The sequence below is a fragment of the Kitasatospora sp. NPDC005751 genome, from assembly GCF_040630835.1.
In the GTDB taxonomy this organism is placed as follows: Bacteria; Actinomycetota; Actinomycetes; order Streptomycetales; family Streptomycetaceae; genus Kitasatospora.
In genome coordinates, this window is the sequence record NZ_JBEXYC010000010.1 from 170,256 (window position 1) to 192,056 (window position 21,801).

Below are 21,801 nucleotides of genomic sequence, written 5' to 3' on the forward strand. Positions count from 1 at the left end.
GGCATCCGGGTCAGCCGGTCGGGGTGGCGAGCGCGGCCGTGAAATGGGCGGGCAGGCTGCCGGCGGTGAGGGCGGCGGCCAGGTCCTTGGCCTCGTCCTCGGTGAAGGTGCCGCTGATCACGGCCGATCCACCGGTGATCGCCTCGGCGACGTAGGGGGCCGAGAGGACCGTGCCGTCCACCGTGACGGCCATCTGGTTGGCGGGCTCCGGCTGCGGGGCGATCCTGCCGGTGAGGGCGGCGAAGGCGGTGCCGCCCTGCGGGGTGAAGTCCACCTGGACCTGCCAGCGGCCCACGGTCTGGCTGTCGAGCACTGCCGAGGCCTTCGCGACGTCGCTGCCCTGGAGGGCGGCCGGGGCCAGCGCGTACTTCATCACCACCGGGGCCGCCTTGGTGGCGGTGCCGCAGATCGCCACGGTGGCGCCCGGATCGACGGTGGCGGGGAGGGCGGCGGCCGGTGCGCCGCAGCTCAGCGCGGCGAACCCGGCGGCGAGTTCGGGCGGCACCGTGCCGGTCGGGGCGACCTCCGCCGCGCCGGGGGACGGGGTACCGGCTACCGCCACGGCCAGGACCGGGCGGAAGTCCAGCGCGGCCCGGCGGCCGAGCGCCGCGAGGCGGTCCCCGGCGACCTGTCCGGCGACCGAGAGCCGCAGCGCGGCGGCCGCCGGCTCGACCCGGGCGTCCGGCAGGCCGCGCGCCTCGGCGCGCTTGCGCAGCAGTTCGGCCGCCTGCTTCAGCTGCCCCTCGTCCAACGGGTGGTCGGGGGTGTAGACGGCGACGGTCCGGCCGGTGGGTGTGGCGGTCGACGGGGCGGGCGGCGGACCGGGCCGGGAGTCGCCGCCGGAGGAACACGCGGTGACGGCCGCCCCGGCGAGCAGGAGCGCGGCCGCCGAGAGGAACGCGCGGGAGCGGTGCCGGACCGTCGCGGAGGTGGTTGCCATGGCGTCAGTCTGCCAGCACGGCTGACGCGCCGGGGGCGAACGGCCGGGCGGGCAAAAGGCGTTCCGCTCCGCCGTGCCCGACCGCCGGTCGCGCCGGACCCGTCCTGTCCCGGTCAGCCCGTGCGGTAGGAGAGCACGAAGTCGTCGAAGGCGTGCCGGCCGGGGCGGGCGGCCGCCTCGTCGAGGGCGCGCCGGATGTCGTGGAGCTGGGCGACCGTCATCTGCAGCGGGGGCTCGTCGGGTTGGTAGGTGTACCGGATCGGGTAGTCCACGCCTGGCCGGTCGGTCATCTCGATGTGGCAGCCGAGCACGTGGCTGACCGGGTGGTCGGCGGCGAAGGCGATCAGCCGGTCGATCGTCGCGACGTAGCGTCCCAGTCGGCGATGTAGAGCCGCCCCGGGTAGACGGTGTCGCCGGTGAGCAGGAAGCCGGTGAACGGGTCGTAGTAGGTGATGGCGGCCTCGTGGTGGCCGGGACTGGTCAGACAGGTCAGCGTCCGCCCGCCGAGGTCGAGCCGGGCCGGGAGGTCGGGATCGTCGCCCAGCCCGAGGAACGCCCGGACGGTGTCGGTGGCCGCGTCCACCACGACGGTGTCGGGCCGGTCGGCGAACTGCGCGTCCCCCGCGACGTGGTCGCCGTGGCCGTGACTGTGCAGGACGAGCAGTCGGTACCCGGTGCGGGGGTGGCGGGCGAGCCACCGCGCGACCAGCTCGTCGACCACGCGGCGGAGCGGGAAGAGCTCGGGGGACGCGGTGGCGCCGGTGTCGATCAGTACCGCCCGCTCGCTGCCGAAGAGTAGGAAGAGGAACGGCGCCTCGTAGTTCACGGCCATGTTCTGCCGGAGGATCACGGTGTGCTCGTCGTAGTGGTGGACCTGGAGTTCCGGGTCGGTGTTGTGCTTCGCCGACTCCGAGCCGTGGATCCAGCGCACGTCCAGGGAGCGCCCGGCGGCGTGCTCGGCCAGGTTCGAGAAGTCGATCGGGGCCGAGAAGTCGATCGGGGCCGGGGGGCCGGCCGGGGCCGGGGGGCCGGCCGGGTCCGTGCAGGCGGTCGGGTGCGGGCCGGAGGTCATGCGGTCTCCCGTCGGTGTCGTTCGCACCGGCCGGGTGCGCCACCCGCCCCCATCCGGCGTCGGCTCGACCGGGAGCCGCCCTCGCGAACCTAGCAGCCGCCCCCGGCCCCGGGAGCCGGGCGGGCCCGGTCAGAAATCGTCGGCGCCGTTGCGCAGCTCGTACGTCCAGTAGCCGGTGGCCCAGGCCGCCGGGTCGACGGCGATGCCGCCGTTGCCGGGGGCCTTGACGGTGGCCGGGCCGCTGCCGCCGTCGAGGGCGACGGAGAAGGCGGTCACCGGCTCGTTGTTCTCGTGCACGCCGCCGTCGGACAGCTTCACAAGGGCGTAGGCCGGGGCGCCGGCGGTGAGGACGACGGGCGCGGCGGGCCTGCTCTTGGCCACGGCGGGCACGTTCTCGCGGTGGCTCTCCAGGAACCGGATCCGGGGGTACTCGCTCAGCCGGCAGCTGTGGCCGGAGGTGTTCTTCGCGGTCAGGACGAGGTGCGTGTAGGGCGGACCGCCCTGGAGGGCGGCGCTGATGGCGACATCCTTGACGGCGCAGAGCGGCGCGGACGCCGCCGCCGGATCGGCGGGTGCCTGCGTGGCACCGGTCGGCCGCGCGGAGGGGGTGCTCGTCCCGGCACCGGCGCTGGTCTTTGCGCCGGAGGGGGCGGCGGTGTTCGGCGCGGTGCCGGCAGCGGGGCCGGCGGAGGTGGGGGTGGCCCCGGTGGCGGCGGGCGTGGACTGCGCGGCCGTCGTGGGCGCCGGTGCGGCGGCGGTCCCGCTGTCCGCGGGATTCCCGCCGCAGGCGGTGAGGACGAGGGCGAGCGCGGCGGTGCCCGTCGCGGCCAGGGCGGTGGTGCGTCGGCGGTGAGTGGTGCGCATGGGAGGCCCCCGGTGTCTGTGGTGCGGTGCGTAACCCGGTCTGCCGGGTCTGGGCTCGACCTTGGCCCGGGCGCCGTTCCGGCCGCCAGGGCCTGCCGCTGATTCGGGACGCTGGAACGTTCCTCGGCCTCTGACCTGGGCGAACGCGGCGGCCTGGAACGGCCGCGCGGAACGGCCGGGTCGGGCGGAGCGGCTCGGGCGGGGTGGGGGGAGGATCGGCGCCGGCCGGAAGAAATACCCCCTCGGGTATATTCGGGAGGGCGGCCGGTCGGGCCGCCCCTAAGAAGAAGGAGGGCGTCATGTGTCGACGCGTCGTCTGTCGGTCCTGCGGAAAGCCGGGCTACGCCGGGTGCGGCATGCACGTGGACCAGGTGCTGGCCGGGGTACCCCGGGCCGACCGCTGCGCATGCGGGAAGGACGGCGGCCGGGCCGCCGGAGGCTGGCTGGGCAAGCTGTTCGGCCGCCGCTGACCGGCCCGGCGGGGCGCGGCCGAAGGGGCGAGGCTCGGCCGCGACCGGTGGAGCCGTGGGGTGCGGTGGGGAGTCGCGGTCAGGGGCTGCGGAGCGGGAGGGTGCGGAGGTGGCCGACGAGGTTCCCGTCGTCGGTGCCGGGCACGGTGTCGCTGGTGTCGGGCAGGCACTCCACGCCCTCGACCGTGCGCCCCGGGAAGGGCGCCAGGACGGTCGGCGAGGTGCGCCGGCGCGGCGGGCGTCGCCGCGCTCCTCGCCGGGTAGGGGATCCCGGGGGTGAGTCCATGCGGGGTGCGGCGGGGGCGTCGTTCGTGGTGGTGTCGGGGGTCTGCTGGCTGGTGCCCGCGGTGCTGAGCGCCTGGGGGATCCTCGAACTGCGGGACCACGGCCCGGCGCTGGTGGCCGCGGGCTGCTTCGCGGCGGTCGTGCTGGGCTGCGTGGCCGCCGTGGTCCGGTTGGCCAAGGGGAACGCGGAGCGGACGGCGGCCGCCCTGTTCGGCGTGCTGGCCTCCTGGATCGGTCTCCTCGTCTGCGGGTTCGGGATGCAGGAGCAGCAGCTGCTGCACGACCGGGGGGTCACCTCCGAGGCCGAAGTGGTCCGGACGGTCGTCGGCTCGGACCCGATGGCCGGTCAGGGGCCGTCCGTGACCGGGGTCGACGTCCGGCTGGCGGACGGGACCGAGGTCACCGGCATCGGGACCGGGGGCAGGCGCGCCGTGCTCGGTGACCGGCTCCAGGTGACCGTGGACCCGCGAGGCACCGTCGACCCCCGACTCGGCCCGCGCCCCGATCCGGCGGACCGCACAGTGGCCGTCGTCCTGCTGGTCGTGATGGCCGGGCTCGCCCTGTTCGGGGGTGCCTCGATGGCCGACGAGCTCTGATCCGACGAGATTTGGGTCGACGAGCTCTGAGCCGACGAGCCCTGGGTCGACGAGCTCTGGGCCGACGAGCTCTGGGTCGACGAGCTCTGGGCCGACGAGCCCTGGGCCGACGAGCTCTGGGCCGACCGGGTCGGCCCGGGGGGATCGGCGGAATCAGCGGGAGGCCGGCCCGATCTCGGTCTACCCGCCGGCGCACGGGGGAGCGGCGCGCCGGCACTCCCGGGGCGGGCAGTCCGCGACGGGTGCGGCGGCCGGCTCGTGGCGGGTGAGCAGGGACCAGAGCACCCAGCCGGTGACCCCGGTGCGGGTGACCGCGACCTGGCCCCAGCGGGTGCCGAGCGGTGAGGTCCAGGTGTCCAGGACCTCGACCCGGTCGCCGCAGTGCGTCAGGCCGAGCGCCGTGTCGTTGACCGAGTGGTCGCGGCGGACGTTGGCGGCGCCCGCCGCGACCTCCCAGCCGGTGCGGCCGTTCTCGGGCGGCCGGGGCACGGGGTCCGCGTCGGCCGGCCGGTCGCCGCCGGCGGCCACCGCCGGGAGGACCAGGATCGTCAGGGACAGGACCGCCGAAGCGGTCCGTCCGATCAGGCGCACCGGGACCTCGGTGGATCGGTCTGTGTGGGCATGTACGGCAGAACGAGCGGGCGATGCGTGTGCGGACCGTTTCCGCCGCGCGCCACCCGGACGGCGGCCGCCGACTCGGTCGATCGGGTGGCGTCCCGTGTCCCGGCCCGGCGGGGGTCCGGGGGTCCGGGGGGCGCAGCAGGCCCGGGGTGCCGGGGGCCGGTCAGCCCCGCGGTCGCCGGCCGACCCGCAGGGCCCACAGGATCAGCGGCACCTGGAGCGGCAGCCGGGCCACGGCGAGGGCGGGCAGCGGGGCCGGCCGGTGCCGCCAGTCGTAGGCCATCTTCACGTTGGCCGGGAACACGGCGGCGAAGAGGCCCGCCGCGGCCAGGGCGCCGACCCGCCGGGTGCGCGGTACGGCGACCGCCGCGCCGATGGCGAGTTCGGCGACGCCGCTCGCGTACGTCCAGCCTCGCCGGCTGCCCGGGAGCCGCTTGGGCACGATCGCCTCGAACGGGCGGGGCGCGGCGAAGTGCAGCACCCCGGCGCCGAGCAGCAGACCGCTCAGGAGCCGGGTGGAGAGTCTCGATCGCTTCACGGTCACTCCTCGGACGATGTGGTGCCCCGGGCGCGGTCGGCGGGGCGTGCCGGGAGCCGCGCCCGGCCATGGTTACCGAACAGTAGCGTCCCGTCGTCCGGGCGGGAAGGCGCCCCCCGGGGCCGCCGGTGTGCCACGCGCCGTCCGGGAGGAGGGTCATTGACAGGCGGTGCCGTGGCTCGGTGTAATCCGGAGCGCAGGATGACGGGCGGTGCTGGTTCGGCCACCTGCCGGGCCCTTGGGGAAGGCGGGACGTCGTGGACGCGGACACCGGAGCGGCCCCGGCCGGGGAGTCGGCGATCGACGCGCTGTACGCCCGGGACCGGGCCTGCCACGCGCTGGGCATCACCCTCGACGAGGTGTCCGCCGGACGGGCGCTGATGCGCATGCGGGTCGGCCCGGACATGGTGAACGGCCACGGGACGGCGCACGGCGGCTTCCTGTTCCTGTTCGCCGACGCGGCGTTCTCCTACGCGTGCAACAGCCACGGCCCGGTGACCGTGGCCCAGGCCGCGCAGGTGACCTTCCTGGCCCCGGCCGGGGCCGGCGACGAACTGGTGGCGGAGGCGGTGGAGCGGGCCCGCGCCGGGCGGCAGGGGATCTACGACGTGACCGTCCGGCAGGCGACGGGCAAGGTCGTCGCGGAGTTCCGCGGGCAGAGCGTCGTCATCGCCGGCCGGCCACCGGTAGGCTGACCGGCCCGCCCGGCGGCCCACCAGCGACAGACCGGCGGCCCCGCCCGCGGCGCTCAGTCCCGCGGCCGCCCGGGCTGCTCAGTCCCGCGGCCGCCCGTGCTGCTCAGTCCCGGGGCCGCTCGTGCTGCTCAGTCCCGGGGCCGCTCGTCCACCACCTGACGGAGCTTGCCCGTCCGGGGGTTGGTCGCCAGCTCGGCGCGGGGCACCCACTCGACGGCGAGGTGGTGGATCGCGCCGGACGCCACCTCGGCCGGGTAGAGCGGCACGGCCGCGTACACGGCCGCGACCAGCCGTTCACCGAGCCCGCCCGGCGCCGCCGGCGGCGGCCCGGTGTACCCGAGGCGCAGCACGAGGCCGTCCCGGCCGTCCCAGCGGCGCTGCACCAGCTGCAGGCCCGAGATGACCCGGTCGGGGTCGGCGGCGAGCAGCACCGCGCGGATCTCCTCGGTCGGCAGGGCCACCGTGCCCACCCGGGCGCCCTCGTTCGACCGGCCGACCAGCCGGAACGTCCCGCGCTCCGGGTCGACCCACTCGGCGCGGTCCCCGGTCGGGTACCGGAGGATCGGCATCAGGGTGCGGAACAGATTGGTGACCACGACCCGGCCGGGCACACCCGCGGCCGTGACCGGCTCGCCGGTCACCTCGTCGACCAGCTCCACCACCGTGCGGTCCGGGAAGGCCTCGTGGACGCGGACGTCGTCGCCCGGCACCGGCGCGCCGACCAGGCCGGCGTCGTTCGAGGCGTAGCCGACCGAGGAGACGGCCGCCTTCGGGAAGGCCCGGGACAGGATCGGCCGCAGGTCGGCGAAGAGCAGGTCGCCGCCGAAGAGCAGCAGTTCCACGGAGTCGGCGCTGCGCCCGCGCCGGACCAGGCACTCGGCCACCGCGCTGAGCTTCATCGGCTCGCCCGCGAGGACGTGCACGCCGAAGCCGGTGATCAGGTCGACCACGTAGTCGTCCGGCGCGGCGCAGCCGACCGGCAGGCGGACGTTTTCCACCGGCGCGTGGTGCAGCGCGTTCTCGATGTAGAGGAAGCCGCCGTAGAGTTCGCCCGCGCAGAACAGGTTGGCCACCCGGTGGCCGGGTTTCAGACCGGCCCGGACCATGCCCGCGCCGAAGGCGGTGACGGAGTCGGCGTGCTCGGTGCGCGACCAGGGGGAGAACTTCGGGACGCCGGTGGTGCCCCCGGTCTTGTAGACGCCGGCGTCGGTGAGCGGGCCGGTCAGCAGCCGGTTGTCCGGCCAGGTGTTGGCGGCCCAGAACGCGGTCTGGTCGATGAGGGGAAGTTCGGTGAGGTGCGAGATCGTCCGGGGGACGTCGCGGTACGCCTCCGCGTAGAACGGCGAGTGGCCGCGGGCGAAGTCGACCAGCTCCTGAAGCGGTTTCGCGGGCACTGCTCCTCCTGTCGATCGGTGGTCCGGAAAGCTGCTGATGGTCCGTCAATTCGGTGTCAGGCCGGGAGGTGCGGGTACCCGATCCAGCTGTGGGCGAGGCGCTGCACGGTCGAGCCGTCCCGGTCGGCGAGCTTGTGGTCCAGGTGGGCGGCGGACCACGCGTTGGTGGGGACGCGGAAGGCCGGACGCTCGGCGAGCAGGGTCCGGACGACCACCTCGGCCACCTCCCGGGCGGGCTGGCCGGCGGCCTCCCAGCCCTGGGCGCCGAGCCGGTCGAGGTAGTCGGCGAAGGTGCCCGCGTACGGGCCGGAGGCGGCCAGCAGGGTCGAGCGGTCGATGTCCGGGAACACGCCGAACTCGGTGTCCGGGACGAAGCCCGGTACGACCACCGACACCCGCACACCGTGCGCCGCGGCGACCGGGGCCAGGCTCTCCATGAACCCCTCGACGGCGAACTTCGCCGCGCAGTACGCCTCGTTGAACGGCTGGCCGACGACGCCGTGCACGCTGCCGATCGTGACCAGGCGTCCGCGGGCGGCCCGCAGCAGCGGCATCGCGGCCCGGCTGACCGCGACGACGCCGAAGAAGTTCACCTCCAGGTTGGCCCGCAGCGCGGCCGCGGTCGACATCTCCAGGGTGGGATCGGAGTTGGAGACACCGGCGTTGTTGACCACCGCGTCCAGCCGGCCGTACGCCCCCCGCACCTCGTCGAGGCAGGTGGTCACGGAGTCGGCGTCGGTCACGTCGAGGCGGCGGACGTCCACCGCGACGCCGGCGCGGTCGGCGGCCGCGCGCAGGGCGTCGGCCCGGCCGGGCTCGCGTACGGTCGCGACCGTGCGGAACCCGGCCCCGGCCGCGGTCACGGCGGTGGCCAGCCCGATGCCCGAGGACGCCCCGGTGACCAGCAGGACACCCCGGTCCGGCGTCATGAGGTCTGCTCCGCCGGGGCGGGCGGGGTGGCGGTGGCCGGTCCGGCGTCGGCGGGCGGCTCCTGCGCCCCTTCCCGCTCGGTCGCGTCGAGCAGCGGCTGGATGCCGAGTGCCGGCAGGAAGGAGAGCGCCGCCAGCAGGGTGCCGCCGGCCATCACCGTCCGGGCCGCGTCCAGGATCCCCAGCGGACCGGTCAGCAGCGAGACGGCCAGCCCGCCGGCCAGGGCGGCGAGCGGGATCACCCCCCAGGTGACGGTCCGGAAGGCGGCGTGCATCACCCCCTGGTGCCGCGCCGACATCCGGGACTGCCGGGTGGGGGCGCTGCAGACGTTGATGCAGGACATGAAGAAGCCGTAGCAGCCCATCGTCACGGCGATCACCGGTCCGGCCGGCAGCGCGGGCGCGGCGAGCACCCCGAGGCCGACCAGGCAGTGCAGCAGCAGCGACCAGGCCAGCGTGCGCCCCAGGCCGAGGCGTTCACTGATCCTCGGGGCGACGACCGCGCCGGCCAGCGCGCCCACCGCGGCGACCGACATGGCCGCGCCGAAGACGCCGACCGAGACGTCGAGGCCCCGGTAGGCGAGCACGGGCAGCACCGTGACGAAGATCGGCCCGCCGCAGTTGAGGGTCACCGCGGCCGCCACCACCCGGCGCAGCACCGGGTCGGCCCGGTTGAGCCGGAAGCCCGCCGTCAGCCGTTCCCGCACGGAGCCGGTGGCGACCGTCCGTTCGCCCCAGGCCGGCATCCGGCGGAAGCAGGCGGCGGAGACCAGGTAGCTGGCCGCGTCGACGAGCAGGGCGGCGACGCCCAGCGCGCTGTAGAGGCCGGCCGCGATCGACGGCCCGGCCACCTCCGACACCGAGCCGCTGCCCTCCAGTCTGGAGTAGGCGCGGACGAGTTGGTCCTTCGGCGCGACGGCGGGGACGGCGACGAGGTAGCCGACGTTGAAGAAGATCGTCGCGCCGCTGATCACCGCCACGCAGCCCACCAGCAGTGGCGTGGAGAGCGCGTCCAGCCAGTACGCCAGCGGGACGGCCGCGACGGCGACCAGTCGGACGAGGTCGCAGACCAGCATCGTCCGGCGTTTGTCCCAGCGGTCGACCAGCACGCCGGCGACCGGGCCGAGCAGCGGGATGCCCAGGTACTGGGCCATCGCCACGACGCCGACCTGGAGGGCGCTCGCGTGCAGCACGAAGATCATCAGGGTCGGGACGACGAACACGGTGACCCGGTCGCCGACCGTGCTGACCGTCTGGCCGGCCCAGAACAAATTGAACCCGCGCCCGAGCGAGACGGGCCTGCGCGGCTTCACGGGCCCTCCCGGTTTCACGAGCCCTTCCGGCTTCACGGGCTTCCGCGGCTTCACGAGCCCTCCCGGACGACGAGGCCGGCCGTCTTGCCCGTCCGGCCGTTGCTGACCAGCTCGTCCACCCGGCGCACCCGGAAGGACTCCGGATCGTGCTGGAACGCGGTGCTGAGCGTGAAGGTCGCGGACAGCACGGCCCTGCGCAGCCGCTCGGTGTCGGGCGGTCCGCCCGGGCCGGCGAGCAGCAGCAGCTCGACCGTGGCGGCCCGGCCGTGCTCCTCGGTGATCACCACCTGGGCCCGGGACACCCCCGGCTCCCGCTCCGCCCGTGCGATGACCTCGTCCACGTGCAGTCCCAGCCCGCGGACCTGCACCACGCTGTCCCGGCGGCCCAGGACCCGCATCGCGGAGCCCGGCCGGCCGCACGGACAGGCCAGCAGCGTCCCCGCGTCGCCGGTGCGGTAGCGCAGCACCGGGTTGAGCACCGCCGGGTCGAGCGTGGTGAAGTCCAGCAGCTCCGCCGCGCCGACGTGCACCAGCTGCTCGGGCAGCGGGTGGAAGGTGTCGGCCGGACAGTCCGGGGTGTTGGTTCCGACCACCCAGGTCTCCGTACTGCCGAACATGCCCCACCGGCGCGCCCGCGGGGCGACCGCGGCCAGGTCCGCCTCCAGCTGCGGCTGCCACGCCTCGCCGAGCCAGAGCACCTTGCGCAGCGCCGGCAACTCCAGCCCGGCGTCCCGCGCCCGGGCGAACCAGAGCCGGAGCACGCTGGGTGTCCCGCCGATCGCGGTGACCCGGGCGGTCGCGAAGAACCGCAGCCAGTCGGCGTACTCGTCGGTGGCGACCGAGCCCACCGCGAGGATCCGGCACCCGGCGAGGTCGGCCAGCGCGGCGGCGAGGAAGTGCGCGCCCCACATCCGGCCGGCCCCCCAGGCGTTGACGAAGACGTCGTCGCGCTCCAGCGGCCGCCACCGCGCGTGCACCCCGGCCATGTAGAAGCCGGTGGGGGCGTGGCCGACCTTGGGCGCTCCGGTGCTGCCGCCGCTCTGGAAGAGCCAGGTCGCCCCGGCGCCCGGGGCGGCCCGGGGTTCGAGGTGCGCGAGGGCGGCGTTCAGGCCGTCCTTGTCCAGCGGCGGCAGCGCGGCGAGCCCGTCGAGCGTGCGCGGGGCCGCGCAGTCCGCGTAGCGCTGCGCCAGCCCCGGTACGCCGCGCAGACGTTCGAGGGTGCGCCGGGCGACGTGCAGCCGCGGCTCGGCCGCGTCCGGGGGGAGTGAGAACGGCTCGGTCATCGCGTCCGGGTCTCCGTTTCCGAGATGGGCGTGGCCGGTTCGCCGCCGCGGCCGGCCAGCCAGGCGGCGTGGGCGTCCCGGTAGGCGGTGAACCGGGCGCGGGTGATGTCCCGTTGCAGGGTGCGCTGCGGGTCGTCCAGGTCCGGGGCGATCACCCCGTCCGGTTCGAGCTCGGAGAACCAGTACCGTTCCCCGTCGAAGAGGAAGTCGACGCAGAAGAACGGCATCGGTAGCCGCTCGGCGAAGTAGGCGGTGGCGGCGGCGAGTTCGGCCGGGACGGCCGGGAACTCCATGGCGCCGCCCCGGCTGGCGTTGGCGACCGGCGAGCCCGGCTCCGGGATCCGCTTCATCACGGCGTACGGCTCGCCGTCGACCACGTACACCCGGTAGTCGACCGTCCCGTCGCCGAGGTAGGGCTGGACCACGAGCGTGGTGTCCCCGCCCTGCGCCAGGCTGGCCAGGCCCCGGAGGTCCTCGGCGCTGCGGGCCAGGTTGATCCCGCCACCACCGCACCAGCCGGCCGGCTTCACGATGGCCGGGTAGGTCAGACCGCCCAGCGCCACCTCGTACTGGTGCTTGGCGATGTCGCGGCCGGTGCCGATCCGCACGGTCGGGACCGGGGGGACGGGGGAATCGGCGAGGTGCAGCAGGGTGGCCAGCTTGTCGTTGCCGATGAGCGACATCAGCGGGGGGAACGGCAGGTAGAACCCGGCCTGTTCGAGCACGGCGTAGAGCGCGTACTGGTTGAAGACGTCCATCGACTGGTACGGCAGCGAGTAGAGGGCGGTCACGAAGAGGGTGTCCTGCGGCGAGACCGCCTCGTCGTCCACGTAGACCACCGGCCGCCCGCGTACGGTGCCGTCGACGGTGACCGCGTCGGGGGCGTGCCTGGTCCAGCTCATCCCCAGGCTCTCGGCGACCTCCGCGTAGAGGTCCCAGAAGAAGGGGCGCCAGGTCGCCGCCATCCTGGTCGACTCCCGGTCGGGGAAGATCCAGCACATCCGGCGCAGCGGCCCGGCGCCGGGCGCGGTGGGGGGTGGGGTCACGGCGTGTCCTTCCGAGGGGGTGCGGACGAGGGGGTGCCGGGCTGCTCGGACCACCAGCGGCGGCCCGGCTCCGGGAGGGTGTCCACCGGGTCGTAGTACAGGTGGCGCCGGTCGAGCACGGCGTCGAGGTCGGTGCTCTCGCGGGCCTCCGGCGCGGTGCGGTAGTCCTTCGTCCAGGAGGAGATGCCGCGTTCGCGGTCGTAGGCGACCGCCTGGTGCACCCAGCGCTTGCCGAGCTGGGGGACGTCGCAGACGATCCGCGGGGTGGCGTAGCCGGGCAGGTAGCCCATGATCGCCTCCTGGAGCCGCTGGGCCCGGTGCACCGGAGTGCGCCAGTGCTCGGCGCCCGGGATCATGTCGCAGAGGTAGAAGTAGTAGGGGAGGATGTTCGCCTCGCCCTGGAGGGCGAAGCAGAGGTCCAGCAGGTCCTCGGGGGTGGCGTTGACCCCGCGCATCAGCACGCCCTGGTTGCGCACGTCCCGCACGCCCGCGTCCAGCAGCGCCCGGGCCGCCTCGGCGACCAGCGGCGTCACCGACTGCACGTGGTTGGCGTGGGTGTGCACGGCGAGGCTGACCGACCGGCGGGCCGCGACGGCGGCCACCCGGCCCAGCCCCTCGACGATCCGCGGCTGGAGCCAGTGCTGCGGCAGGCCGACCACCGCCTTGCTGGCCAGCCGGATGTCGCGCACCGACTCCAGCTCCAGCAGCCGCAGCAGGAACGTCTCCAGCTGCGGCCAGGGCACGTTGGCGAGGTCCCCGCCGGAGACCACCACGTCGCGCACCGACGGGGTGCGCTTGAGGTGATCGAGGATCTGCTCCTGCCGGTCCACCGGCCGCAGCGCCAGCCTGGTCTTGGTGACCTGGGGGGTGGAGTTGCCGACCAGGTCCATCCGGGTGCAGTGCCCGCAGTACTGCGGGCAGGTGGCGGTCAGTTCGGCCAGCACCTTGGTGGGGTAGCGGTGGGTGAGCCCCTCCACCACCCACATCTCGGCCTCGTGCAGGGAGTCGCGTTCGGCCTTGGGGTGGCTCGGCCAGCGCGGGTGGCGGTCCGCGCGGACGGGCAGCATGTAGCGGCGGACCGGATCGGCCAGGAAGGCCTCGGTGAACGCCTGCGGTACGGTCGGTGCGTGCGGCGCCATGGTGTTCAGCATCTGCGGCGGCAGCAGCATCGACATGGTGGCGAACCCGGCCTGGTCGGCGGCGAGTTCGTCGTAGAAGCGGTCGGTGAGCAGCGCTCCGACGACGGCCCGCAGCTGCCGGGCGCTGCGCACGCAGTGCGCCCGCTGCCACTGGGCGTCCCGCCACTGCGCCGCGGTGACGTGGCGCCAGCCCGGCAGCCGGCGCCAGTCCGGCTCGGCCAGCGCGGTCCGGACGTACTGGTAGGGCTGCCGGGTGGGTTGGCGGTCCATCGGGCGCTACTGGCCGGTGAAGCGGGTGGCGAAGCGGGTCCGCAGTTCGCGCTTGAGCACCTTGCCGGTCGGCCCGAGCGGGAAGTCCTCCGGTGTCCGGGCGATGCTCACCGCGGCGAGCGTGGCCAGTCCGGCGCCGGCGAGCGCCTTGTTGGCGGCCTCCTGGACCTCCTCGGCGGTCGCCGCTGCGGCCTCGGTCTGCAACCGGACGACGGCGAGCGGCCGTTGGCCCTCGCCCGGCGCCCCGGGCACGCCGATCACCGAGCAGTCCTGGACGAGCTCGCCGCAGTCGGCCAGCAGCACCTCCTCGATCGGCAGGCTGTAGACCGGGCCGGCCGCGGTGTCGATGACGTCCACCGTCCGGTCGAGGTGGTAGAAGTTGCCCTCGGCGTCGCGGCGCGCCACGTCGCCGGTGAGCCAGTGGCCGCCCAGTTCGAAGCTCGCGGTGAGCCGGGGGTCGTTCCAGTACCCCGGGGTCCGCGAGGGGGAGACGACACCGAGCAACCCGACCGTGCCGTCCGGGAGTTCCTCGCCGTCCTCGCTGAGGATCGAGGCCCGCCGGACGACCTCCAGCGGCTTGCCGACGCAGCGGTCGTCGCGGGCGCTCTCCGGTGTGGTCACCTGGCCGAACAGCGCCATGCCCATCTCGGACGAGCCCAGGCCGTCGATGAACTGCGAACCGGGCAGGTCGGGTTGTTCGGCCCGCTGCCGGGGCAGCAGCCACGGCCGGATCAGCCCGGCCGGCCGCCGCCCGAGCCGCACCAGTCGCCGGATGTGCCCGTAGTGCGCGCTGTCCCCGGTGTTGAACCAGGAGTGCACCTCGGCCGCGCCCCTGGTGGGCGGTTCGCCGGTGGCCAGCTCGACGAAGGTGCGCGGGAAGGAGGCGACCATGGTGGGCCGGAAGGCCTCCATCACCGGCTCCACGACCGCTCGCCGCCAGTCGGACATCACCACGGTCGGCAGTCCGAGCAGGGTGGCGGTGAGGAAGTAGCTGAGGCCGCCCGCGTGGGTGTGCGGCATCGTCGACATCAGCCGGTCGTACGGCTCCGCGGGGAAGCGCACCATCCGCGGCTGCTTGCCGTCCCAGAACTGACGGTGCGCCAGCATCGTGGACTTCGGCGTGCCGGTGGTGCCCGAGGAGTGGATCAGGGCGACCACGTCGGCGTCGGCGTGCCGGTACGGGTAGACCTCGGGGAGCCGGGCCGCGCCGGCGTCGAAGGCCCGGATCTCGGCGGCCGGCACGATGAACCGGGGGCGGCGGCTCGGGGCCTCGCGGTAGGCCGAGGCGAGGCGGGTGGGATCGTCCGCCACGATGCCGACCACGCCCACGTGGTCGAGGTAGCGGACCATGACGTCGTGCCGCATGGCGTCGTTGACCAGGGCGGGGACGGCGCCGAGGGCGGTCAGCGCGAGGAAGTGCAGCAGCGGTTCCAGGCCCTCGCCGACGACGACGCCGACCGGCTCGCCGGGGCGCACGCCGTTGGCCCAGTACCAGCTGGCGTAGCAGTCGCGCAGGGCGGCGAGGTCGAGCAGGCTGTGGCCGCGCAGGACGACCGCGCCGCGGTGGTCGGTGTGGTGGCTGTAGGCGAACGGGACCGCGCGGTTCGGGTTGACCGCGAGGGCGTGGTCCAGGAAGTTGCCCGCGCCGAGGGCGGGTTCGGTCATCAGCCGTTCCCGGGCGGCGAGGGGCGCGAGGGGACTCCGGTCGCTCATGGCGGTCTCCTGGGGGGAGTGGCCCGGCGGGGTCCTTGTGGAACCGGGCCGGGCGACGGTGGGGGGCCGGCCCGCGCTGCGGCGTGGACCGGTTGGTGCGGGCGTGCGGGCGTGCGGGCGTGCGGGCATGCGGGCGTGCGGGTACGGCGGGGCGCCGGGTGGCGGTGCCCCGGGGCGGGGACGGCTGCCGGTGCGCCTTCGTGAACGGCCCGGCCGGGGCGGGGCCGCGGTGGCTGCCGGGCTGGGCACCCGGCTGGGTGCCGGGGTCAGTCCCGGGCGAGGATCTCGGCGACGACCCGGTGGCCGGAGCGGACGGCGCCCTCCATCAGCCCGAAGTACTCGGTGCTGGTCTCGGTGCCGGCCCAGTGCACCCGCCCGTGCGGTGCGGTCAGCGTCGGCCCGTACCGGAGCCAGTCGCCGGGCCCCCGCAGCGCCGCGTAGCACCCCTGGCTGTACCGCTCGTCGACCCAGTCGGTGATGTGCAGGCCGGTCGGCGGCGGGAGCATCGGGAAGATCCGGGCGGCCTGCTCCACCACGGCCGCGCGCTGCCGCCGCGGGCTCAGCGCGCCGAACCGCCGGGCCTCGGCCCCGGTGACGAAGCCGGTCAGGACGCCGACCCCGCCGTCGGCCGGCGAGTCGTCCACCGTCGACAGCAGCGGGCCCTCGGCGTTGACCGACCAGCCGGAGAGGCCGTGCGCGCGCCAGAGCGGCGCGGGGTAGACCAGGGTCGCCTTCACGGCGCAGCCCCGCGCCGTCCGGTCGCCCGCCCGGGGCACCGTCGGCGCCGGCCGGTGTTCGACGGCGTCGGCGAGCAGCGGCGGCAGCGCCAGCACCGCGACGTCCGCCCGGTGGGCGCCGGCCGTCGTGTGGACGGTGACCCCGGCGTCGTCCTGGTGGACCGCGCGGACGGCCTCGCCGAGCCGCACCCGGCTGCCCAGCCGGCCGGCCAGCCGCTCGCACACCTGGTGGGCGCCGCCGGTGATCCGGTCCTGCTGGGCGCCGCCCTCGAAGGCGTTGAGGTAGCGGACGCCACCGCCCGAGCGGAGGTAGAACGCCATGTGCAGCACGGAGACGTCGGCCGGGTCGGCGGCCATCATCTCGCCGAGGAACAGCGGGAAGAAGAGCCGGGCGTCCGGGTGGGTCAGCCGCCGGTCGGCCCATTCGGCGGCGGTGAGGGTGTCCAGCCGCTCGGCGTCCGGAGTGAGCCACGGCGCGTCGGGGCGGACGGCCGCGGTGAGTTCGTCCAGCAGGTCGAAGAGGTCGCCGAGTGCCACCGCGTTGAGCGGCGGGAACCGGCCGTCCCGGGTGGTGCCCTCGGGGCCGAGGACGAACCGGCTGGCGCCCCGCATCGTGGTCGGCGTGGTGTCCAGGCCCAGTTCCTCGACCAGGGCGAGGAGTTCGGTGTGCCGCTCGCCCAGGTAGGCGGCTCCGGCGTCGACCTGGCAGCCGGGCGCGACCGGCAGGCCGCGGGTGCGTCCGCCGACCCGGGGGCGGGCCTCCAGCACGGTGACGTCGATGCCCCGGGCCGCCAGCCCGGTGGCGGCGGTGAGGCCGGCGAGCCCGGCGCCGACCACGACGGCGGTCCTGACCCGGCCGGGCTCCCGAGGGGTGGGTGCCGCCGCGGCGTCGTCGGGGTCGGTCATCTGCCGGCCGCGATCTTCTCGGCGAGCGCCCGGGGCGTCGGCGCGAGCAGGAAGTCGTCGAAGGACAGCTCCACGCCGTGGTCGCGGGCGATCGCGCTGAGCACCCGGGTGGCGATCAGCGAGTCGCCGCCGAGCTGGAAGAAGTCGGAGTCGACCGCGACCTCGGGTGTCTCCAGCACCCGGCGGAAGAGGGCCACCAGGCCGTCGACCCCGGCGGCGGAACGCTCCGCGGCGGCTGCCGGTACGCCGTGGACGGCGGTGGAGAGGGTGGTGTCAACGTTCATCGAAGGTCTCCTTTGACCTGTTCGGGGGCCGCGTACCGGCGGTGCGAGCCGGCCCGGTCGACCTTTCCGCTCGTGGTGCGCACCAGTTCGGGCACCACGGTGATCCGGCTGGGCACGAGATGGCCGGGGACCTCCGCGCGCAGGTACGCCAGGACGTCGGTGTCCAGCGTTCCTCCCGTCGCGTCCGCCCGCGCCACCACATAGGCGACCAGGGCGGACCGGCCGGCGAGCGTCGCCGCGGCCACCGCCACCGCGTGCACCCCGGGGTGGCCCGCGATGTGCGCCTCCACCTCCGCCGGGTCCACCCGGATGCCCCGGACCTTGACCTCGCCGTCCAGCCGGCCGCGGTGGGTGAGGAGGCCGTCCGGGGACCCGCTCACGAGGTCGCCGGTGCGGAAGCAGCGGACGCCGTCGACGACGGTGAACCTGGCGCCGGTGGCCTCGGGCAGGCCATGGTAGCCCAGCGCAACGGACGGCCCCCCGATCAGCAACTCGCCCTGTTCGCTGATCAGTTGAACGACGTGGCGGAGCGGGCGGCCGATCGGCGCCCGGGCGCCGCCGGGCCAGTCCCAGCCGGCCGGGGGCGCCTGCGGGCCGTGCAGGTCGACGGCGTGGGTGATCAGCGTCGTCTCGGTGCAGCCGTAGGTGTTGACCAGGCGGATCCGCCCGGTGTCCAGCGCGGTCCAGTCGGACAGCCGGGCGGGGCTCGCCGGCTCGCCCCCGATCACCAGCACCCGTACGCAGTCGGGCAGGGGTGCGCCCTCCTCGGCCAGGTGGAGCACCAGCTCGTGCCAGAAGGCGGTCGGCAGGTCGAGGACGGTGATCCGCTCGCGCTCGACCATCCGCAGGAACCGCGGGAAGGACCCGCGGTGCGCCTCGTCGTCGAACACCAGGGCGGCGCCCGCGGTGAGCGTCGGCAGGATCTCCTCGAAGCAGGTGTCCCAGTTGAGGGAGGCGAACTGCAGCACGCGGTCGTCGGGCGTGAGGCCGAAGAGCTCGCGCAGTGAGGGCAGCACGGCGGCGAGGGCCCGGCGGGGGGTGAGGACCGGTTTCGGCTGTCCGGTGGAGCCGGAGGTGAAGAGGAGGTAGGCCGGTTCCCCGCCGGTGGTCCCGCTCCGAGTCCCGGCGCCGTCGCGGGCGTCGCTGTGGCCGGTGGCCGCGTTCCGGCCGGCGTCCGCGCTCCGGCCCGGCTCCGCCGGAGGCGGGCGAAGGGCGTCCGGTGCGGTGCCCGGAACGGCGTCCGGCGCGGTGCCGGGCGAATTCGGAACGCCCGCCCGGGCCGTTCTCCCCAGGTTTGCGGAGAATTCCGGCAGGGGGGCCGGGGCGATCCAATCGAGGCCGAGTCGGTGCGCCGATCCGGGGTCGGCCGCGACCATTGTGCGACAGCCGACCGCCGAGAGCATCGTCTGCGACCGGTGGGCCGGGAATGCCGGATCGGTGGGGCAGTAGACCCCACCCGCGGCGAGGATGCCGAGCAGCCCGACAACCGTTTCCGGAATGTGGTGCGCCTGCACGGCGACCACCCCCGGGTCGGGCCCGAGGCGCCTGGCCAGGTCGCTCACCGCCGCGTGCAGGCGGGCGTAACCGATGGCCCGGCCGTGCCGGACAATCGCCGGGCGCTCCGGAAAGCGGCCAACGGTTTCCGTGAACGCGTCAAGTAAGTCGGAAGGAACTCCAGTGGTGCTGTTGTCATGTGACATGCCCGCCCCAAAGAATTGCTCGCAAGCGCTCATTCGCGCTCGGCGGACCGGGACTCTACCTTCGAACATGCGGTGTCACAATGGCTGTTGAGGATATTGCGGCGCTGTGGTGTGGTCGAATGGTGAACGAAGCCGCGCTGCCGAAGAATGTCCGCCGTCGCCGGATTGACGTCGGTGGCGGTGGGAAAGAATGGCGCCGAGCCATGTCCCGGTGAACGTCCGCCGGCCGTTCGTGCCGGGTCCGACGGAGCCTCGTGGGTGGGGTCCGCCGCCGGCGCGGCCGGGCGCGGGCGCACCGCCGGTCCGGGCGGCGGCGCCGCCCAGGAGGTCGCGGTGCGGCGCGGTGGCGACCGCTGCGGTGTTCGGGGCCACGCCGCCGGTCGCGGGGCCTCTCCCGGGCCGTGACGACGCGGTCGCGGCCGGTGCCGCCGCCCGGACCGGTCCCGGTCGTCCGCCGCCACCGGTGCGTCGGCCGGGCTCCTCCGGGGTCGGCCCGTTCCGACGGTGGCGCGGGGTGCCGCCGCCTGGCCGGCGGTCGCGCCGCGCCCTGGCCGGCCGGTGGTGACCGGTTCCTGCCACGGTGGGCCGGCGCAGGCCTGGCTCCGCGCCGACGGGGCAGACGAACCCGCAGCGTTGCCCCGGGCACCCGGGTCGGGCCCGGTTGCCGATCACCAAGGAGGAGTCGCCGTGAGTGATGCCGTACCGCCCTCGCCCTCGCTGTCCGTTGCCGAACTGTCCTCGGAGGCGGCCGAGTTGCTCAGCGCCGCGGTGCGCAGCGGTGCACCCGGGGGAGCGCCCGGCCTGGTGCTCCCGGGGGACGCGGTCGAGGCCGTCGCCGCGCTGGCCGGGGTGACCGCCCGGCTGCCCGAACTCCTGGACCAGCTCGCCTCGTTCCTCAGCAGTGAGCAGGCGGCCGGGCGCGTCGGTCCGGCCCGCGGCGAGGGGCTCGACGGGGAGCGGGCCCACGAGGCCCTGCGGGCCGCGCGCGACGCCCGTGAGCACCTCTACGAGGCGGCCCGCACCGCGGCGCTGGTCGCCGAGGCGGTGACGGCGGCCGCGACCGTGCTGGCCCCGCTCGGCACGGCCCATCCGGCGGGTCGACCGGCCGAGCCGCACGCCTGAGGGTCACGGCCGGGCCGACGCGCCACTGCGTTCCGTGCACTCCGGGGGCGCCCGCCCGGTCGGCTCGGCCGGCGGAGTCCGGAGGCCGGCGCTACGGGAGGATCGGACCGATCGAGACCTGGGTGGTGTAGACCCGGCTGTTGCCGCAGTTGGCGGTCGCGGTGCCGTCGCCGAGCCGCAGGCCGCTGGTGACGGTGAGGCCGGACATGCACTTGGCCGAGACGGACCAGGCCCGGCGGGGTTCGAGGCCGGAACAGACGCCGACGCCGAACGGGCCCGAGGGGTAGGCGACGCACGAGCCGGTGGTCGGGTTGTCGGCGCCGGCCCGCGCCTCGGCGGCGGTCGGGGCGGCCAGCGCGGCGGCGGAGGCGAGCAGGGAGGTCAGCAGCAGGGCGGTGGTGCGGCGCATGGGGAGTCCTTCCGGGGGCTGCGGCGGCGCGCGAGGGATGCCCGGGCCCGATGGGGTCCGACGGTTTCCGCTGCGCTCCGACGGGTCGGTGAGATGCCGTCAGTTGTGTGGGGCGGGTGAAATCCTGAGGGGGGTGTGTGATGACTGTCAACGGTGTGTGACATGAGCAGGCGACTTCGCGCCACCGGGTGAGACCTCGGCGGTCCGCCACGGGGCGCCCCCGGCTCTCGTGGGCCACGTGTCGGTCAGGCGGCCGAACTGCCGGAAATGACGGGTGACAGACACCCGGGGCTGGTCCGGGCTCCGCCGCGCGCTCGCGGACCCGACCGGGCGCCAGATCCTGGAGGCCCTCGGCGCCGACGGCCTCAGGAGTCGCTGAGGCCGGAGCGCCGCCCCGTCCGAGGGGCGCGTGGCGGATTCCCGCGCCCCTTCGCGCCACCGCGCGCCGCAGGGCGGTCGGTCCCGGCTCTGGGCGGCGGCGGACGGCTCTGGGACCGTGGCGGGACACACCGCACACGAGGTCAGGGGGGCCGTCATGGCACGACGTTGGCTGGTCACGGGTTGTTCGTCCGGGCTCGGACTGGCACTGGCGAGAGCGGTGGCGGCCGCCGGGGACACCGTGGTGGCGACCGCCCGCAAGCCGGTGGCGCTGGACGGCCTGGTCGGCGAGCACCGGGGCCGGGTCGTCCCGGTCGCCCTGGACGTCCGCGACCCCGGGCAGTGCGCGGAGGCCGTCGCGGTGGCGGTCGACCGCCTCGGCGGCCTGGACGTCCTGGTCAACAACGCGGGCTGCGGGCTCTTCGGAGCGGTCGAGGAGGTGGGCGACGACGAACTCCGGGACCAGCTGGAGATCCTGGTGGTGGGCCCGTGGCGGCTGGCCCGCCTGGCGCTGCCCGTGATGCGCGCGCAGCGCGGCGGACACATCCTCAACGTCTCCTCGCTGGCCGGCCGGACGGCCTTCCCCGGGCTGGCCGCGTACGTCACCGGCAAGCACGCCCTGGAGGGCATGACCCAGGCGCTGGCGGCCGAGGCGGCCCCGTTCGGCATCCGGGTCGCCGCGCTGGAGCCCGGCGGCTACGCCACCCGGTACGGCTCCTCGCTCGCCGACGCGGCCGGCCGCTCGCCGGACTACGCGGAGTTCACCGGCCCGATGCGCAGTGCGCTCGGTGCGCTGGCCGAGGTGCCCGGGGTCGGGCGGCCCGAGGACTTCGCCCGGCAGGTGCTCCGGATCGTCGAAGCCTCCGGACCGCTCCCGGTGCGGATACCGGTCGGGCCCGGCAGCGCCGAGCACCTGACGGCGGTCGAGGAGGCGGCCCGCGCCGAGATCGCCGCTGCCCGGGCCCTGTTGGCGCCGCCGCGGACCTGAGCCGGCGACCGGCCCGGCCGCGCCGGACACCGCGACCGCCCTCCCGGGAGGCCCCCTCCGTCGTAGCCTGGCCCGCGGGGACCCCGCTACGGCGACCGGCCGGCGGGGT

Annotated in this window: 22 protein-coding genes; 5 read left to right on the forward strand and 17 right to left on the reverse strand. The window is 75.4% G+C overall.

The genetic code is table 11. The features are described from left to right. Positions 1-10: 10 nt before the first annotated feature. The 4 genes from ABZ497_RS13325 to ABZ497_RS13340 all read right to left on the reverse strand — a co-directional run bounded on the left by ABZ497_RS13325 (position 11) and on the right by ABZ497_RS13340 (position 2,876). Positions 11-940, reverse strand: coding sequence for a hypothetical protein (locus tag ABZ497_RS13325; protein WP_359804835.1), 930 nt, complete (start codon positions 938-940; stop codon positions 11-13). A gap of 113 nt (positions 941-1,053) precedes the next feature. Next, positions 1,054-1,230: a hypothetical protein gene (locus ABZ497_RS13330; protein WP_359804837.1), complete on the reverse strand. Its 177-nt coding sequence runs from the start codon at positions 1,228-1,230 to the stop codon at positions 1,054-1,056. 53 nt (positions 1,231-1,283) lie between these two features. Beyond that, on the reverse strand, positions 1,284-2,012 hold the full coding sequence (locus ABZ497_RS13335; protein WP_359804839.1) for an MBL fold metallo-hydrolase: 729 nt from the start codon (positions 2,010-2,012) through the stop codon (positions 1,284-1,286). Positions 2,013-2,141: 129 nt separating this feature from the next. Further along, entirely contained in the window at positions 2,142-2,876 is a 735-nt protein-coding gene (locus tag ABZ497_RS13340; RefSeq protein WP_359804841.1) for a DUF4232 domain-containing protein, read from the reverse strand. A 299-nt stretch (positions 2,877-3,175) separates the two neighbouring features. Here ABZ497_RS13340 and ABZ497_RS13345 point away from each other — a divergent pair, with 299 nt between their 5' ends. Next, a complete protein-coding gene (locus tag ABZ497_RS13345; RefSeq protein WP_352295687.1) occupies positions 3,176-3,346 on the forward strand; it encodes a hypothetical protein in 171 nt (56 codons plus the stop codon). Between the two features lie 284 nt (positions 3,347-3,630). Then, entirely contained in the window at positions 3,631-4,227 is a 597-nt protein-coding gene (locus tag ABZ497_RS13350; protein ID WP_359804843.1) for a hypothetical protein, read from the forward strand. A gap of 180 nt (positions 4,228-4,407) precedes the next feature. Here the strand turns inward: ABZ497_RS13350 and ABZ497_RS13355 are convergent, their stop codons facing one another. Together ABZ497_RS13355 and ABZ497_RS13360 are read right to left on the reverse strand one after the other, a co-directional pair. Then, positions 4,408-4,818, reverse strand: a complete 411-nt coding sequence (locus tag ABZ497_RS13355) for an SH3 domain-containing protein (RefSeq protein ID WP_359804845.1) — start codon at positions 4,816-4,818, stop codon at positions 4,408-4,410. Between the two features lie 193 nt (positions 4,819-5,011). Further along, positions 5,012-5,386, reverse strand: coding sequence for a MauE/DoxX family redox-associated membrane protein (locus ABZ497_RS13360; protein WP_359804847.1), 375 nt, complete (start codon positions 5,384-5,386; stop codon positions 5,012-5,014). Between the two features lie 257 nt (positions 5,387-5,643). Here ABZ497_RS13360 and paaI point away from each other — a divergent pair, with 257 nt between their 5' ends. Then, positions 5,644-6,081, forward strand: a complete 438-nt coding sequence (gene paaI, locus ABZ497_RS13365; protein ID WP_359804849.1) for a hydroxyphenylacetyl-CoA thioesterase PaaI — start codon at positions 5,644-5,646, stop codon at positions 6,079-6,081. 128 nt (positions 6,082-6,209) lie between these two features. Here paaI and ABZ497_RS13370 read toward each other — a convergent pair whose 3' ends face one another. From ABZ497_RS13370 to ABZ497_RS13415, 10 genes are all read right to left on the reverse strand, one after another. After that, the gene (locus ABZ497_RS13370; RefSeq protein ID WP_359804851.1) at positions 6,210-7,475 is read right to left on the reverse strand and encodes a phenylacetate--CoA ligase family protein; all 1,266 of its coding nucleotides are present in this window, start codon (positions 7,473-7,475) and stop codon (positions 6,210-6,212) included. Positions 7,476-7,531: 56 nt separating this feature from the next. Continuing rightward, entirely contained in the window at positions 7,532-8,404 is an 873-nt protein-coding gene (locus ABZ497_RS13375; protein WP_359804853.1) for an SDR family NAD(P)-dependent oxidoreductase, read from the reverse strand. Further along, positions 8,401-9,717 (reverse strand): MFS transporter, encoded by a 1,317-nt coding sequence (locus tag ABZ497_RS13380; protein WP_359804855.1) that lies wholly within the window; start codon positions 9,715-9,717, stop codon positions 8,401-8,403. Before ABZ497_RS13380 ends, ABZ497_RS13375 begins: the two co-directional genes overlap by 4 nt. Before the next feature lie 50 nt (positions 9,718-9,767). Further along, positions 9,768-11,000 (reverse strand): AMP-binding protein, encoded by a 1,233-nt coding sequence (locus tag ABZ497_RS13385; RefSeq protein ID WP_359804857.1) that lies wholly within the window; start codon positions 10,998-11,000, stop codon positions 9,768-9,770. Further along, positions 10,997-12,046, reverse strand: coding sequence for a hypothetical protein (locus ABZ497_RS13390; RefSeq protein WP_359804859.1), 1,050 nt, complete (start codon positions 12,044-12,046; stop codon positions 10,997-10,999). Before ABZ497_RS13390 ends, ABZ497_RS13385 begins: the two co-directional genes overlap by 4 nt. Then, complete coding sequence (locus ABZ497_RS13395) at positions 12,043-13,455, reverse strand: lysine 2,3-aminomutase (protein ID WP_359804861.1); 1,413 nt, start codon at positions 13,453-13,455, stop codon at positions 12,043-12,045. The genes ABZ497_RS13390 and ABZ497_RS13395 overlap by 4 nt, the downstream gene beginning before the upstream one ends. Before the next feature lie 6 nt (positions 13,456-13,461). After that, entirely contained in the window at positions 13,462-15,168 is a 1,707-nt protein-coding gene (locus ABZ497_RS13400) for a class I adenylate-forming enzyme family protein (RefSeq protein WP_359804863.1), read from the reverse strand. A 266-nt stretch (positions 15,169-15,434) separates the two neighbouring features. Continuing rightward, positions 15,435-16,811 carry an FAD-dependent oxidoreductase gene (locus ABZ497_RS13405; RefSeq protein ID WP_359804865.1) on the reverse strand — a complete coding sequence of 459 codons (1,377 nt, stop codon included), beginning with the start codon at positions 16,809-16,811 and terminating at the stop codon, positions 15,435-15,437. Continuing rightward, positions 16,808-17,095, reverse strand: coding sequence for an acyl carrier protein (locus tag ABZ497_RS13410; protein ID WP_359804866.1), 288 nt, complete (start codon positions 17,093-17,095; stop codon positions 16,808-16,810). Before ABZ497_RS13410 ends, ABZ497_RS13405 begins: the two co-directional genes overlap by 4 nt. Then, positions 17,092-18,864 carry an AMP-binding protein gene (locus tag ABZ497_RS13415; protein ID WP_359804868.1) on the reverse strand — a complete coding sequence of 591 codons (1,773 nt, stop codon included), beginning with the start codon at positions 18,862-18,864 and terminating at the stop codon, positions 17,092-17,094. The genes ABZ497_RS13410 and ABZ497_RS13415 overlap by 4 nt, the downstream gene beginning before the upstream one ends. Before the next feature lie 618 nt (positions 18,865-19,482). Here ABZ497_RS13415 and ABZ497_RS13420 point away from each other — a divergent pair. Beyond that, a complete protein-coding gene (locus ABZ497_RS13420) occupies positions 19,483-19,917 on the forward strand; it encodes a hypothetical protein (RefSeq protein WP_359804870.1) in 435 nt (144 codons plus the stop codon). A gap of 91 nt (positions 19,918-20,008) precedes the next feature. Here the strand turns inward: ABZ497_RS13420 and ABZ497_RS13425 are convergent, their stop codons facing one another. Further along, positions 20,009-20,326 (reverse strand): hypothetical protein, encoded by a 318-nt coding sequence (locus ABZ497_RS13425; protein ID WP_329491498.1) that lies wholly within the window; start codon positions 20,324-20,326, stop codon positions 20,009-20,011. Positions 20,327-20,861: 535 nt separating this feature from the next. Between ABZ497_RS13425 and ABZ497_RS13430 the strand changes: the two genes are divergently transcribed. After that, entirely contained in the window at positions 20,862-21,692 is an 831-nt protein-coding gene (locus ABZ497_RS13430) for an SDR family oxidoreductase (RefSeq protein ID WP_329491499.1), read from the forward strand. Positions 21,693-21,801: the final 109 nt, after the last annotated feature.

Bases quoted from the DNA above. Each gene is read 5' to 3' on its own strand.
- ABZ497_RS13325 (WP_359804835.1), bottom strand. From the start codon at position 940: ATGGCAACCACCTCCGCGACGGTCCGGCACCGCTCCCGCGCGTTCCTC.
- ABZ497_RS13330 (WP_359804837.1), bottom strand. From the start codon at position 1,230: ATGACCGACCGGCCAGGCGTGGACTACCCGATCCGGTACACCTACCAA.
- ABZ497_RS13335 (WP_359804839.1), bottom strand. From the start codon at position 2,012: ATGACCTCCGGCCCGCACCCGACCGCCTGCACGGACCCGGCCGGCCCC.
- ABZ497_RS13340 (WP_359804841.1), bottom strand. From the start codon at position 2,876: ATGCGCACCACTCACCGCCGACGCACCACCGCCCTGGCCGCGACGGGC.
- ABZ497_RS13345 (WP_352295687.1), top strand. From the start codon at position 3,176: ATGTGTCGACGCGTCGTCTGTCGGTCCTGCGGAAAGCCGGGCTACGCC.
- ABZ497_RS13350 (WP_359804843.1), top strand. From the start codon at position 3,631: ATGCGGGGTGCGGCGGGGGCGTCGTTCGTGGTGGTGTCGGGGGTCTGC.
- ABZ497_RS13375 (WP_359804853.1), bottom strand. From the start codon at position 8,404: ATGACGCCGGACCGGGGTGTCCTGCTGGTCACCGGGGCGTCCTCGGGC.
- ABZ497_RS13385 (WP_359804857.1), bottom strand. From the start codon at position 11,000: ATGACCGAGCCGTTCTCACTCCCCCCGGACGCGGCCGAGCCGCGGCTG.
- ABZ497_RS13395 (WP_359804861.1), bottom strand. From the start codon at position 13,455: ATGGACCGCCAACCCACCCGGCAGCCCTACCAGTACGTCCGGACCGCG.
- ABZ497_RS13400 (WP_359804863.1), bottom strand. From the start codon at position 15,168: ATGAGCGACCGGAGTCCCCTCGCGCCCCTCGCCGCCCGGGAACGGCTG.
- ABZ497_RS13405 (WP_359804865.1), bottom strand. From the start codon at position 16,811: ATGACCGACCCCGACGACGCCGCGGCGGCACCCACCCCTCGGGAGCCC.
- ABZ497_RS13410 (WP_359804866.1), bottom strand. From the start codon at position 17,095: ATGAACGTTGACACCACCCTCTCCACCGCCGTCCACGGCGTACCGGCA.
- ABZ497_RS13415 (WP_359804868.1), bottom strand. From the start codon at position 18,864: ATGTTCGAAGGTAGAGTCCCGGTCCGCCGAGCGCGAATGAGCGCTTGC.
- ABZ497_RS13425 (WP_329491498.1), bottom strand. From the start codon at position 20,326: ATGCGCCGCACCACCGCCCTGCTGCTGACCTCCCTGCTCGCCTCCGCC.
- ABZ497_RS13430 (WP_329491499.1), top strand. From the start codon at position 20,862: ATGGCACGACGTTGGCTGGTCACGGGTTGTTCGTCCGGGCTCGGACTG.